General features: G+C 63.0%; 11 protein-coding genes. 5 read left to right on the forward strand and 6 right to left on the reverse strand.

What is annotated here, in order from left to right; translation table 11 throughout:
- The 5 genes from ACQPXH_RS01210 to ACQPXH_RS01230 all read left to right on the forward strand — a co-directional run bounded on the left by ACQPXH_RS01210 (position 1) and on the right by ACQPXH_RS01230 (position 8,823).
- Positions 1–606, forward strand: a complete 606-nt coding sequence (locus ACQPXH_RS01210) for a type VII secretion target (RefSeq protein ID WP_433600513.1) — start codon at positions 1–3, stop codon at positions 604–606.
- Complete coding sequence (locus ACQPXH_RS01215; RefSeq protein WP_433600514.1) at positions 607–5,250, forward strand: putative T7SS-secreted protein; 4,644 nt, start codon at positions 607–609, stop codon at positions 5,248–5,250. It begins immediately after the preceding gene.
- 291 nt (positions 5,251–5,541) lie between these two features.
- On the forward strand, positions 5,542–7,236 hold the full coding sequence (gene ltrA / locus ACQPXH_RS01220) for a group II intron reverse transcriptase/maturase (RefSeq protein WP_433603688.1): 1,695 nt from the start codon (positions 5,542–5,544) through the stop codon (positions 7,234–7,236).
- A gap of 16 nt (positions 7,237–7,252) precedes the next feature.
- A complete protein-coding gene (locus ACQPXH_RS01225; protein ID WP_433600515.1) occupies positions 7,253–8,296 on the forward strand; it encodes an RHS repeat-associated core domain-containing protein in 1,044 nt (347 codons plus the stop codon).
- On the forward strand, positions 8,293–8,823 hold the full coding sequence (locus ACQPXH_RS01230; protein ID WP_433600516.1) for a HEAT repeat domain-containing protein: 531 nt from the start codon (positions 8,293–8,295) through the stop codon (positions 8,821–8,823). Before ACQPXH_RS01225 ends, ACQPXH_RS01230 begins: the two co-directional genes overlap by 4 nt.
- A gap of 100 nt (positions 8,824–8,923) precedes the next feature.
- Here the strand turns inward: ACQPXH_RS01230 and ACQPXH_RS01235 are convergent, their stop codons facing one another.
- The 6 genes from ACQPXH_RS01235 to ACQPXH_RS01260 form a co-directional block, all read right to left on the reverse strand.
- On the reverse strand, positions 8,924–9,529 hold the full coding sequence (locus ACQPXH_RS01235; protein WP_433600517.1) for a DUF4291 domain-containing protein: 606 nt from the start codon (positions 9,527–9,529) through the stop codon (positions 8,924–8,926).
- Positions 9,530–10,480: 951 nt separating this feature from the next.
- Positions 10,481–10,795 (reverse strand): hypothetical protein, encoded by a 315-nt coding sequence (locus tag ACQPXH_RS01240; RefSeq protein WP_433600518.1) that lies wholly within the window; start codon positions 10,793–10,795, stop codon positions 10,481–10,483.
- A gap of 11 nt (positions 10,796–10,806) precedes the next feature.
- Positions 10,807–12,267, reverse strand: coding sequence for an ADP-ribosyltransferase (locus ACQPXH_RS01245; protein ID WP_433600519.1), 1,461 nt, complete (start codon positions 12,265–12,267; stop codon positions 10,807–10,809).
- A complete protein-coding gene (locus ACQPXH_RS01250; protein WP_433600520.1) occupies positions 12,264–12,554 on the reverse strand; it encodes a WXG100 family type VII secretion target in 291 nt (96 codons plus the stop codon). The genes ACQPXH_RS01245 and ACQPXH_RS01250 overlap by 4 nt, the downstream gene beginning before the upstream one ends.
- 33 nt (positions 12,555–12,587) lie before the next feature.
- Positions 12,588–12,878 carry a WXG100 family type VII secretion target gene (locus tag ACQPXH_RS01255; RefSeq protein ID WP_433600521.1) on the reverse strand — a complete coding sequence of 97 codons (291 nt, stop codon included), beginning with the start codon at positions 12,876–12,878 and terminating at the stop codon, positions 12,588–12,590.
- Positions 12,879–13,286: 408 nt separating this feature from the next.
- Complete coding sequence (locus ACQPXH_RS01260) at positions 13,287–14,240, reverse strand: ADP-ribosylglycohydrolase family protein (protein WP_433600522.1); 954 nt, start codon at positions 14,238–14,240, stop codon at positions 13,287–13,289.
- Positions 14,241–14,550: the final 310 nt, after the last annotated feature.

Consider the following 14,550-nt stretch of genomic DNA (forward strand, 5'->3'; position numbering starts at 1 on the left):
GTGGGGGAGCAGTTGAATGTGGATCCCGCGGTGCTGCAGCAGGCGGCGGACGGGATCACCGGGGTCATCAGTGAGCTGTCGGATCTGGGTGTCGGGGAGACCGGGGCGATGGGGCGGGGGTTTTCGTTGTTGACCCTTTCGCCGATGGAGGCAGGTAAGGCGTCGGTACAAAGCGCATTCGAGACCTTCACCGAGCGCTGGTCATGGGGTGTGCGGGCGCTGGTGCAGGCAGGCAACGAGATCGCCAAGACGTTGGGGTTGGCGGCAGGGCGCTATCACATCATGGATGAGAAGTTCTCGGACACGTTCAAGGAGATGTTCACGCAGCTGACGGGCAACCCGCATCTGTCGAAGGAAGAGATCGATGCGCGGTCGTGGGGAGACACGTTGGCCGACAACCAGTTCAATCAGATCCGCCACACCGACTACAGCGCCGAATCGTTCCAGAATGCGTTCACTCATATCGGTACGAACGTCAAGGTGATCGAGGCGGTGGGCCCGGACGCGTTGGGCAACAACGGTCCGATACCGGGGATCCCGCGGCATTGGAATACCGGTGCTGCCGAGCGGGCGGCGGAGATCATGAACGACCAGGGGGCGAAATAGGTGAGTGGTCTCGGTGATTTCGTCAACAAGGTCGGTGACGCGGTCGAGCACGGCGTCGAATCGGCCACGCAGAAGGCCGGTGAGCTCGCCGACGCGGGTTTGGACGCGGCGGCGGGGCTGGCGCGCAAGGTCGGTGCCGATGGAGTCGCGGAGAACCTCGACGACCTCGGAGACAGGATCGCCGATCTCGCCGGCGGTGAAATCAAGGAACGCGAACTCGGACAAACCACCGACCCGAAAGAACTGATCCGGGGCGAACCCTCAGCGATCCACAACGCCGTTGATGCACTGCAGAAGATGGGCGACTCGATCGGCAAGACCGGTGACGCGCTGCGCACGGTCAACACCGCAGACTGGACCGGGTCGGCGGCCGAGGAGTTTCACACCGAGTTCGCGAAACAGCCGAAGCTGTGGTGGGAGGGCGCTGATGCGATGGGCAAGGCATCGGGTGTGCTCGATGGCTGGTATCACGAGGTCACCGCCGCGCAAACCAAAGCCGCTGATGCGATTGCGAAGTGGGAAGCGGCCGATACCGAGGAAACCACGAGGAAGAACCAGTGGAACGCGCTGTCGGATGAGCAGAAACGCAAGACGCCTCTGACCGACACGTGGACCTCGATCCGCAACGAGGCCCGCGAGATCCTGCGCGGCGCACGCACCCAGCGGGACAACGCAGCAGCCTCCGTCACGGCGGCGTTGGCGACAGCGACCGAGGCCGCCCCGACCGAACCGCCGTTCACCGAACGCTGGACCGACAATGTCTCGGATCTGTCGGGGGCGTTGGATCAGGCGAAACTGAACTTCACCTCCGGGCTGTTGACCAGTTTCACCGGGATCGTGCAGTTCGTGCGTCAGGTCAGCCCGATGGACGCCTACAACCTGACCCATCCGGCCGAATACTTCTCGGGGATGTCGGATCTGGGCACCGGGCTGGTGGTCGCGGCGGCTGACCCCGGGGCGACCGTGTCTTCGATTCTGTCTGGTGCGCGCAAGAATCCGTCGGAGTTCCTCGGCTCTTTGACCGGGGATCTGATCACCACCGTGGGCACCGGTGGTGCGGGCGCGGCCAAACCTGCCCTGTCCGCGTTGGACAAGATCGGTGACGTCTCGAAGGTCAGCAAAGCGACCCACACCGTGGCCAGCGCGGCAGAACACGCCCCGCACACCACCCCACACGCTCCCGGCAGCGCCACATCCGGGGCGCATACGCCGTCATCGACCCCGCATGAAACCGGTACACCGGCCGGCACACATCCGACAGCAGAGACACCGTCGAGCAGCCCGACTGGGCACGAGCCGGGCACACCGTCCGGAACCCAGCCGAGCGCCACCGAGTCCGGCACACACCCGAACGCGACAACCGAATCTCCGACACAACCGGGAACGACCACCCCGCAACCTGAAACACCGACGCACACAACGGACTCCGGCACATCAGGGCCCGACAACACCACACCGGGGCATTCTCAGGCGGATGCGCCGCAGCAGGCGCACCCCGATCCGGCGGCACCTGACTCCCACCCCAGCGGTGAGCATCCCGGTGATGCGCCCCAAACTCCCCACCAGCCCTCCGACACTCCAGCGGTTCGACCGGATGCGGAGGTGTCCGCAGGACCGAACCCGAGCCACGAGACACCCGGCCAGCACCCTGATCCCGACTCGAGCCCACCTGCTCACACCGATTCGCCTGACACCCCGACCGATCACGGTGACGGCAGTCCGCGTCAAACCCACGACGGGACAGAACCCAACCACCCGGACGGGGACGGCACGAACCCCAATGGCCACGACAATGCATCCCCAGAAAACCAACCGTCCCATCATGATTCGCCGCAGGAGCACCCGACCCCGCAGGAGCGAGCCGAGGCCGATCAAGGTGCTGGCGATACCGCGCGAGAGAACGGTGCGGACCACGACCGCGTTGAGGGCGATAAAACGTGTTCCGAGGATCCGGTCGATATTGCGACCGGTGAATTTCTGCTCCCCGAAACCGATGTCGACCTTCCCGGTGTCCTCGCACTGACTCTGCGGCGCACGCATCGCTCGAACTACCGGTACGGCCGCTGGTTCGGCCCATCGTGGTCGACCACCCTGGATATGCGTCTGGTCGTCGAGCACGAAGGCGTCACTTTCCTCGGCGAGGACGGCATCATGCTGGCCTACCCGCATGCAGAGGTGGGTGTCGCCGCCGAACCGATGACCGGTGGACAGGGGTGGACGCTGACCCGAACGGAGGTCGGCGGTTACCGCATCTGGGATCAACAGCGGGAAATACTCTGGCATTTCGCGCCCGAACCGACCCTCGATGGCATCGAGTCCCGCCTGGGCAACTACGCCATCTCCGCGATCACCGACCGCCACCGCAACCGGATCCGCTTCCGCTACGGCACCGACGGCGCACCGGTCGAGGTGTCACATTCGGGCGGCTACCGAGTACGCATCGACACCGCCGCGGGACGCGTCACCGGGCTATCTGTACTCGGCGCCGACCCTGATGGCGCCGAAACACGAACCCGATTAAGGGAATTCGGGTACGACGCTGGCGAGCTGTCGACGGTGGTGAACGCTGTCGGCGCTACCACGAGCTACACCCACGATGACGAACATCGGCTGACGTCTTGGACCGATTCCAACGGCAACCAGATGGTCAACATCTACGACGAATCCGGCCGTGTCATCTTCCAGCGCGGCACCGCCGGAATCTTGGATACCGATTTCGACTACCTCGAATTCCCTGATGGCACTGGCCGTCTCACCACCGTCACCGACTCCCTCGGCGCCACCACATCCCACGGCTTCGATCGCGACTTCCGCCTTCGTGACCTGGTCGATCCCGCCGGTGGTCGTACGCATTTCGACTACAACGCCGACCGCAAACCACTGAGGGTCGTCGCACCCGATGGCGCGGTGACCCGGTACCGGTACACCGGCGAAGGCGACATCGCCGAAATCATCCGCCCTGACGGCCACACCGTGCAGATCGACTACATGTGGCGCAACCGGCCTACCCGAGTCACCGACGCCGACGGCACTGTGCAAGAACAGGAATGGAACAAGAACGGAGACCTTGCCGCCTCTGTTGACCCGGCGGGAGCCCGAACCGCGTACGCCTACCACTCCAACGGTGCCATCGCCGAGCTCACCAATGCCGACAACACCTCGACACGTATCGAAGTCGATGCAGCCGGATTGCCGGTCCAGGTGGTCGACCAGACCGGTGCAACCACGCGCATCGAACGCGACTCCTGTGGCCGTCCCGTCCGAGTTACAGATCCCATGGACGCCCAGACCCACTACGAGTGGGCACCGGACGGAAAACTGCTGCGCCGCATCGACCCCGACAGCTACGCCGAGTCGTGGACCTACGACGGCGAAGGCAACCCTCTCACGCATACCGACCGCGCAGGCAATCTCACCCGCTTCGTTTATGGCGCCTTCGATCTGCTGCATTCCCGCACCGATCCCGACGGCTCGACAACCGACTACACCTGGGACAGCCAACGTCGTCTCACCAAAGTCACCAACCCCCTCGGTCAATCCTGGACCTACGAATACGACCCAGCCGGGCGCCTGACCGCACAAACCGACTACACCGGCGCCACCACCCGCTACACCCACGACGCCGCCGGACGAGCCACCACGATCACACCGGCCACCGGCATCACCCGCCACCACACCCACGACATCCTCGGCCGCCTCACCGCGGTCACCACCGACACCGGCGACTGGATCAGATACACCCACGACCTCGCCGGACGAGTCCTGACCGCGATCGCGGGAACAAACGACGACCCCACTCACACCCTCGAATTCACCTACACCGCCACCGGCCAACTCGCCTCACAACAACTCGACGACCAACCGGCGATGCGCCACGACCACGACCAGTACAGTCGCCGTATCCGCCGCACCACCCCCACCGGCGCAACCACCGGCTGGGACTACGACGGCACCGGAAAAGTCCGCGGCCTTAGCGCCGACGGACACAAACTCGCCTTCCACTACGACTCGATCGGGCGTCTCAAAAGTTGGCGCGTCGGCGAAATCGCTATCGATCGGACGCTGTCCGATATCGGTCGCGTCACCCGCCAGCACGTGATCGCCAACCCTGCTACATCACTGAATCTCGACATCGGACCACGGTCCAGCCCGCGGACACTCCGTCACGACGAATACGCCTACCGCCTCGACGGCTACCTCATCAACCACATCCTCACCCGCCCCGACACCAATTCTGTGGTGAGCGATTACGTCCTCGACCCCGTTGGGCGCGCCACATCGATCACCCGCAACAGCACAATCGCCGAGCAGTACACCTATGACGCACTCAGTAACATCACCAGTGCGCTGCAATCAGAACCGCATACCAGCACGACGGCGACAGTCGCCGACTCGGACGATTCCTATACGCCTCTGCCCGAATCCGAGGGCGACAGCCGCCGCGAATACCGCAACAACTTGCTCATCCGCGACGGCCGTACCCGCTACCACTACGACGAGGCCGGCCGCCTCATCCGCAAGACCACCACCCGGCTGTCCCGCAAAGCCGATATATGGCACTACCGGTACGTGCGCCGTGAGGCGCTGACTGATCGTGGGGAGGTGAGAGACCTTCGCCGCCGCCCTGTCGCAGCAGGGCGGTGAAGCTGGGGGCAGCCTGACCCGGGAGGTGCTGGGAAGGGTGGCAAGCGGCCCCGACAACGCCGGGACGTGTCAGCACTGCCAGATGGTGCGGGTCCGGCAAGCGAGACGACGAGGTATACGCGAGAAACCGGTGCTCTAAAGCCTCCTAAGGTGCCACCAGCTCGAATCTGGCAGATCTGGGCTGGGTGCGGCGCGCACTCGTCCGATCGATGGTCGGACGGGGAACTCCCGCGCGGTGAGTGACGGACCGTTCGGGAGGCCACGGTGAAAGGCTGCGGCGTAACCGTGGCGATGCCGCGGGGGCATAGCCGGGTGCCTACGTTGTCGAACGATCAGTCAGTGAACACGGGAACCTCCCTGGTTCTGCCTGCTTCCCGCACAACCAGCGCGGGCGGTTCGGGCTGGGCGCTCCGTCCGCCGATCGGGCCATGGAGGGGCGGAGCCGTGGTAGTACTCCGAGCGCGGGAGAGCCGCGTGCATGGGGAAGGACGGCAGCGAGATCGCAAGGGAGACACTGCAATGCCCGGAGACACAGGAATGGATGTTCCTGTCGCGTGGCCCGACCCGGATACGGCGTGGCTGCGGGTACGGAGGATGCAGGCCAAACTGCACCGTTGGGCGGTGGCCGATCACGGCTTCCGGTTCGACGATGTGTTCAACTTCGTGTGCGATCCGGCCACGCTTGTGATGGCATTGGATCGGGTCGCGGGTAATTCCGGAGCTCGAACGCCCGGCATCGACGGCGTCCGCGCCGCCGATGTGAAAGTGTTTGGGGCCGAGGCGTACTTGGACCGTCTGCGCGGTGAGTTGCGGTCGGGAATGTTTCGTCCGTTGCCGGTGCGGGAGCGGATGATACCGAAGGCGAGTGGCAAGCTCCGCCGTCTCGGAATCCCGACCATCGCGGACCGGGTGGTTCAAGCTGCGCTGAAGCTGGTGCTGGAACCGATTTTTGAGGCGGATTTCCGTTCGTGCTCTTACGGATTCCGGCCGAACCGACGCGCGCATGACGCGATAGCCGAGATCCACGTGTTCGGCACCCAGGGTTACCGCTGGGTGTTGGATGCCGATATCGAGGCGTGCTTCGACACGATTGACCACTCGGCCCTGATGGATCGAGTTCGGCTGCGGGTCAAGGACAAGCGGGTGCTCGGGTTGGTGAAGTCGTTCCTCAAAGCCGGGATCATGACCGAACTCGGCGATCGTAACGACACCACTTCGGGAACACCGCAAGGTGGCATCCTTTCACCGCTTCTGGCCAACATCGCGCTGTCGGTGCTCGACGACTTTGCTGTCGGGCGTTGGGAGCAGACGATGGCGACCAGGTGGAAGCGCGAGCAACGGCGTCACCGGGGCCTGGGCACCTGGCGACTGGTCCGCTACGCGGATGACTTCGTCGTCATGGTCAACGGCACTGAACAGCACACCGAGCAGCTCCGCGCCGAGGTGAGCCAGGTCCTGGCACCGATGGGCCTTCGCCTGTCGGAATCCAAGACCCGGATCGTCCACCTCACCAAAGGGTTCGACTTCCTCGGCTTCGATATCAAATGGATGCGTAAACGAGGAACCGGCAAGTGGCATATCTACACGTTTGTCGCCGACAAGCCAGTCATGGCGTTCAAACGGAAGATCAAGGCAGTAACCCGGAGGCTGTCGCATCTGGATTACAGGGTGGCGCTGGTCCGGATCAACCAGATACAGCGCGGATGGTCCAACTACTTCAAGCATGCGGTCGTCAAACACACCTTCTCCAACCTCCACACGTTCGTCTGGTGGCGGGTGATCAGGTGGATAATGCACCGAAACCGCTTGAACTGGAAGGCGATCCGGCGACGGTTCCACACTCAAAGAGGATGGACACCGATCGCGTTCGACGGCGTCGAGTTGTTCGATATCTCAGCGGTCCCGGTCACCCGATACCGCTACCGAGGCAACAAGATTCCCCCACCCTGGCTCGGACCCATGAACACACACCACCCAGCGGCCTGATCTCGTGGAGAGCCCGGTGCTCAGTAATGGGCACGCCGGGTTCGGCGGGCGGACCGGGGAAACCCACCGGGAGCAATCCCAGCAGGGCGCCCCGGTTCGACCCAACAACTCTTTCGACCAACTCACCGATGTCTGGACCCCAGACCGCCAATGGTGGCACTACACCTACGACGCACTCGGTCGCCGAACCACCAAACAACACCTCACCAACGACGGGACCGTCCTCGAACGCACCGACTACACCTGGGACGGCACGCATGTCATCGAACAGCGCGCCGACGGGGTCTCGACACGATGGCAATACCAACCGAATTCCCATACCCCAGTCACCCAAGCCACCGAGCAAGACGCCTTTGACCGCGAGTTCTATGCCATAGTCACCGACCTTGTCGGTACGCCCACAGAAATCATCAATCCCGATAGCGCCGCAACGGTAGCTACCGCGACTGTCGATCTCTGGGGGCGCACGGCATGGTCCGGCCAGGTCGCCACGCCGCTGCGGTTCCCTGGCCAACTCTACGATCCCGAAACTGGCCTCAACTACAATCTCCACCGCACATATGACCCCGGAACGGGAAGATTCCTTACCCACGACCCACTTGGTCTCTCACCGGCGCCGAATCCCAACACATATCCCCACAACCCGACGGTGTGGGCCGACCCTCTGGGCCTGGTACCCGACGGATGCAACCACAAATACTATCGATCTATGAGCGAGTCCGACTTTGAAACATTACAAAATACCGGACGGCTGCCCCCGACGAGTGAAACATTCATCTCGCCGACTCAAGGCTTTTCTGATTCCTATGCCGGACGCCTTGTAGAATTCGAGCTTCGCCCGGGAACAATCGATGAACTAGCGGAAATCGGTGTCAGAAACAGCGCGAAGGCCGTCCTGGATGTGTATCCGGATATGCCGGTAGTATCAAAGGGATGGGCGGACTTCGCGGCGCACTTCAAGGGTGAAGGTCCGGGCCACGTCAATATCGGGTTGGGTCGGGGTCCCGCATTGCAGATATTCAACGACTCGATAGTCAAATGGAGGGAGATAGTACGATGACTCCAGAGGATGAGAAGGTCATACTAGGGTTGGTATACAGCCCGGCAAATCCGACTCGGGTCGGCTCGCCCGAAGAAGTGCTGCGGCACTTCGGGGAAAGCAATGGTCGGCAACTCGGATTGAAACTGCTGAAAGAAGCGATCGAAAGTCGTTATGCCGACGGCATCGAACTCGCCCTTATTGTGAGCAACGAGTTCGGGATCACGATGGACTACCTCGACATGCTTCTACAGTTGAGTGCCGCAGACTGGCATCACATGCACGAAGACGTCGTATCGCTGCTCGGGCAGCTGCGGACATCAACCGCGGTCGACGCGTTGTATCGAGCTGCAGTCTGGATTCCAGATTATCTCGATTACGACGACAACAGGGCCCTCGCAAGAAAAGCGATCTGGGCGCTTGGCGGCACACCTGGGCCGGAAGCCGAAGCTGCCTTGGTTCGCCTGCGTGATTCGGATAGCGAGATTGTGCGGAAGGGAGCCGAAGCGCAGCTCGAGCGCAGGCAAAAATCTCATACGGCAACGTAGGAAAGGTTTCGCATGTCCGCCGTCCAACATGAGTGAGCCGCACGTTACGAATGGCTACAAACCGCCATCGCCCAAGGATGATTTGGACCTCGGCCACTGATCAGAGTGTGACTACTCCGGTGCCCATTCCTAGTTGAACGCGCAGTTCAGGTGGGGTCGGGTACGGCTTTTCCGCGGGCAGGCGATCGAGAACGTGCCTCCCGGCGGCTACCTCACGTGCGATCTCATGGGCGAGTCCAGTGACGTCATCGATCCCGACGATCCACTCGTCGCAGTAGCGATTCACCGCTTCACCGGAAAGCCCCACCTGCAGTGATCGGAACGGTAAGGGACGAAATGCGGTGTCACGCTCGGGATCCCATTGAATCCGAACCGGGGCGGCCAAACTGGTTTTCCATTGCGCATGGTCCTGATGCACAGCGCTGTCGAAGTGCGCGAACGCCGAATGGCGGAGTGCCCACTCGAAACCTGAACGCGAGATCCGGACGGCCAGCACATGCTCCTGCCCAGGCTTCCTGGCCCAGCCGGATCGGTACATCATCCACAGAAATGATGGCTTGATCCAGGTCATGCGCTCCCGCTTGAACGCGCCCGGGAACCGTCCAGAGGCCGCGGCGGGAAGGGCAATCTGCGGGCCGTATGCCTGGTACACGGTAATCGTATCGGCATCGTATACACCACGGATCTCACGAAAGGGCCTGTCCACGGAAACCATGGTTGCATGTCAATCGCCCCAAAGGTCTCCGGCGGCCAGCGCACCCTCACTGGAGCGCTGCGCTAGAGGCGGATCCGTTCGGCGAGCTTGTCGGCGTCGATGACGGTCCGGTCGGCTCGGGCGGAATCGACGAGTCGGCCGATGTCGGCCAAGGCGTCGGCGGGCTGGGTGGCCCAGCACCACCGGCCTTAGACGGCGGTGTCGGCGACACCGGCCAACTCGCGGTCGAACACCTGGCGGCGCTCCACCCCGATCTCGGTTCCGCAGATCAGACCCGCGCCGCAGCCGCGGCACGCTTCGGGGTCCCGTCAGTCGTGGTGCACATAGCGATTCGCCTTGTCGGCCATCGCCAGCGTCGATCCCGGATGCTCTTGCTGCCCACCGGGTTTGCGGCCGGACTTTCGGCACAGCGACTTCGGGGTCGGCTTGTCGAAGGGGGACTATCGCTGGACGGGGATTCAACCAGTTCGTCGACTTCATCCCAGCCGGAGCTTCAACTCGGCGCCCTCCGCCCGCAACTCGGCGTTCCGAGCTTCGAGCCGCTCTATCACCTCGGCTTGCCTCGCCACCAGAGCGACGGGCTTTTCATACGAGGGCATTGAACGCGAATCGGCAGGCACCCATATCATTCACGGTGCGATGCCGATGACGGAAATCAGGACGACATCAGACCAGTGCGTGTCGCCGTCATCGCTACGGTGATGGCCAGCCGTGATGTGACGGCCTGTGGCACAGCCATCCTCAGCCGGTTACATCTGGCCGTTACGAACCGGGCCCGCTGGTTCGTATCCCGATCGGGCCGGCGGTGACGCTGTGCACGCCAGCCGTGGCTGGGGTTCGTGCCGGAAGAGGTGACTGGGGCGCCGCCACGGTCGCCCTGGTCAGGATGCGAAAACGGCGGGCCGAACGGCCCGCCGTGCTGTGTTCGGCGCTGACTGCGGCTCAGTTGTCGGGGTTGGCGTCGCGGTCGTGGCTGGTGGGGTGGCCGTCCTTGTCGTACCACTGGCCGTTCGCGTCGCGGGTCCAGCCTTCGAATTCGGTGCCGATCAGGCTGTCGACCCCCCAGCGTTCTCCCAGGCCGAGTGAGGGGGAGCGTGCGGGTTCGGGCGGGGCATTGCGGCGTTTTTCGTTGAATACAGCGAGTATCTCGCGATTGCGCGCCCGTTCTTCATCAGAAGGGATCAAGCCTCGTGCTTCCGATTCCTCGCGACTGTAGAAGGTGAATCGGCCGACTTTTTCCGAGTCCGGTTCCGGCATGGGTGTGTCTCCTATCGTTCGGTCAGCGTGATGATGGTGCGACCCGTTTGCGGATCGGTCACTTTGCTCTCGCAGAAGAATTCGGTCCCCGTTTTGAACATAACTTCGTCAGGAGTCCCGCCGTAGTCGTGGACTTGTCGCCCACTCTTGCTCAATATCTGGAATTCGGTGTTCGTGGTGTTGGTCATGAGTTCGTTACCGCCGCGGCTGGAACTGTTCATGAACCCGTTCACCGGTCCCGCTTCTCCGGGCTGGAATCGGGCGAGTTCCTCGGGCGTCATCTGAATATTCCGGGTCACCGGACCTTGGTACGGGGGTAACTTGTCCAACGCGGCATTGATCCGGAGAGCTTCCGCCTGCTGATCGGCGGTGAGGTTCCCTTCACGCAGCCCGCGAATCAGGTCCCGGCTGGGGCCGCGGGTCAGCATCCATCGTTCCTCGTTAGATATCTCACCGGTGAGCTGTGTCGGTGCCGTTTTCGGCTCCACCTTCGGCGTCGCTTTGGCCTTTAAATCCTTGATGCGTTTCAGTTCTTTGGCATGGTTGGCAAGGGTTTGTTCGGCCTTTACGCCCTTTCCGAGTCTGGCGGCTTTGAACGCATCGATGAGGGCGCGAATGGGGCGCGCGAATCGGGCGGCAATGGCCACGACACGCGCGCTGGCCACCGCGGCACCGATACCGAAGGTCACCACGCTTGCTGCGATGGCGATTGCGACGGTGATGAGCAGTTCTTTGAGTAGCTCTTCGCCCAGATCCTCGAGGACCTTTTTCATGTTTTCGCGCAGCTCGACCAGGCCGTCGTGGTGGTCTTTCGCGCTGGCGGACAGTTCATAGAAGGCGGCGGTGGTGGTTAGGGCGGCGTCACGCAGGGCGCGCAGATCTTCATCGATGTGTTCGTATTCGGGGCTGACAATCGCCTCGAACGACCAGGCGACCCGTTCCAACTCCCCCGCCATCTTTGCCACCGGTCCAGCGTCGGCAATCTTGGTCCAGGTGTCGGCGGCGCGTGCGAGTAGATCGACATTGCCGTCCGGGATGGTAATCCCGATGGCTTCGGCCAGTTGCACACCGCCATCGATCAGGCCCTGGCCGGGTCCTCCGGCGCTCGGCAGCGGCACCCGGCACAGGTATGCCACGGGGCCGGGGGTGGCCGGTTTATCCGGTGCCGGGGTGTCGGTGCCGACCGTCGCGTTGTATTCGGCAACGGCGTGGTTGTAGCCGATTTCCAGCAACACGCACCCGTATGCGTGCACCGCTTCGGCGAGGTCATTGGACATGTCCAATAGCTCTTCGGCGCGCATGTCGTAGGTCTTGGCCCATTTCTTGGCCTCGTCGTAGGACCCGGTCATGGCGTGGCATTGGTTGAGGGTCGGCCAGAACGAATCGACGGAGGCGAACCAGTCGGCGGCCAGCGAGACGAGCTTGTTCCCGGCGTCGTAGTAGACGCTGGTGTCGACATCGAGAACGGTCACGCGCGGCCCAGGGTGCGCAGGTTCTCGGTGACAGCGTCGTTGTAGGCGGTGTGTGCGGTTCGGGCTGCGGCCTGCATGGCCTCGATTCCCTCCCGAACTTCCTGCGCCGCGGTAGCCCATTCCCGGTGCGCTTCGGCTTGCTTGTCGGCGGCGTGGCCGTTCCAGCTCTGTTGCATTACGGCCATGCGTTCATCGATCTCGCGTATGGATTCTTGTAGGAAATCGTTCAGTCCGCCGATGCGGGCGGTTACGTCGTCCAGGTGGTCGAGATCGACCTGATACCTCATGTGCCACAGTCCTGTTCGGTTACGCGGAATCAGCTACGGGAGATCCAGTGAGGATTGCCGCAGTCCGGTGGCGTTGGTGGTGTCGGTGCCGGTGTATTCGACACCTACCACACCGAGCAGATCAGCCATGGTGTTCAGGGCTTCGAGTACCTGCAAGGCGCCGTCGCGGGTTTCCTCCCACCCCGTCGAATAGGCGGTGGCCGCGGTGCCTTTCCAGCTCGTCATCAGCCCTTGCACGTCTGCGTCGGCTGAGCGCACACCGTTGACGAGAGTTTGCGCGGTCCACTGCACATACTGTCCGGCATCCGAAACATGGTCGGGCACAATCGCAAATGGTGAGCCGGTGGTTGATGAACCTTCAGCCATGCACGTTCTTTCAGTCGTCGGTCGGTCTTGGTCTCAGTAGGTTAGACGCGGCCCATGCATGTTCGGTTCCATCAGAGACCTCTCGATCCGAACCATGCATCGGTGGCCACTCGTGAACAAGCTAGTCGCCGGATAGGACGACAATTCCGGTGGTCTGAAACTTCAACGGCGGCTGTGGATGTCGGTTTGTCGCCGCAACTGCCTCGAGGACCTCGAGGCAGTTGCGAAAGACTGCCGAGGACGATGCAGACCAGCCACAGTAGAGCGTTGGCTGAAGGGTTTCCGGGCCGCCATGGCGAGGCGGATCTGGGGCCGCGGGGGCACGAATGCGATGACAGGCGGTGGATGCCTGCCGGTCAATCGTGTTCATCTCGACGATGCGCCGGACAGCCATCGTCGAGCGCGGCCGAATACAGAGTTCTTGCGCCCGCGTGTTCGTTCGATGGAGTAGTTGCACCAGTGGGGCAGTGCCTCTCGTGCGGCAAGCCATGTCTGGGGTATCCCAACGATCGGACCCGTGCGGTTGCCGGTGTAGGCGGCGACGATCCCGCCGACGATGGCGCTGGTGGTGTCGATATCTCCGTCTGCGGCAATGCATGTGGTGACTGCGGCCGGGTAGTCGTCCAGATATGTGGCCGCGACCCACATCGTGAACGGCACCGTGTTCTGCGCGGTGACCAGAGATCCGTTGCCGAGTTCGTTGGCGGCCTCGGCGGCGGGGGCTCCGAGCAGGGTGCGGGCGCGGCGGATCAGCCGGGTCGTGTCACTGTGGTCGAGGCGGTCCAGGACGCTGGTGATGAATTCGGTTGGTGTGGGCCGTGTCCCGTTCAGGCGCGCATGCGCGGCTTGGGATGCGGCGAGTGCAACCGCGACGGCACCGGTGACCCCTTCGGGATGCAGATGCGTCACCTGCGCCGACTGGACTGCTTCGGCGACAACCTTTTCCGGATCGCCGGCATAATAGGCACCCAACGGGGCAACCCGCATGGCTGCACCGTTGCCGCAGGAGCCTTCGTCACCGAAAGCGGCTGCGGCCGCAGTGCGCCAATGCATGCCATCGCGGACTCGGCGCATGGTGGCGACCGTGTTGAAGCCGTAGTCACGGCTCGGGTCGAAGCGTCGTGCGAAAGCGGTGGCGAGCCGATCCTGGTCGATCTCGCCACGAGTGCACAGCTCGGTAACCACGGAGCAGGCCATCTCGGTGTCGTCGGTCCACCCCCACGGTCCGGCAGGGAGATTACCGGCCCGAAGATCGGCGATGGATCGGCGCATGATCGGGAACTGCTGCCCCAAAGCGTCACCGACGGACAGTCCATCCAAAGAATCAAGCATCAACTCGACATGCATTGCATCTGATGATAGCCAAGGGGAAGACAATCGACGCGGATGGCGAATGCGTCTGAATCTTCAATGGCGGCCATGGATGTCGGTTCGTCGCCGCAAGTGCGCGGATGAGTTCGGTGACGTGTTTGCGTTGCTTGCGCCCAAGAGAGCTGGTTCCGGTTGGCGGGTGTATGCCTCATCGAGTTCGAGCGCGATTCCGGATCCGTGCGCGACATCGCGCACGTCGAGTTCCAGGTCTCGAGCCGTGGCGCGGACGGTGTCGCTCGAGTCCGGAGGCCCGGTGTGG

It is taken from the genome of Nocardia sp. CA-135953 (assembly GCF_050955735.1).
Classification (GTDB): domain Bacteria; phylum Actinomycetota; class Actinomycetes; order Mycobacteriales; family Mycobacteriaceae; genus Nocardia.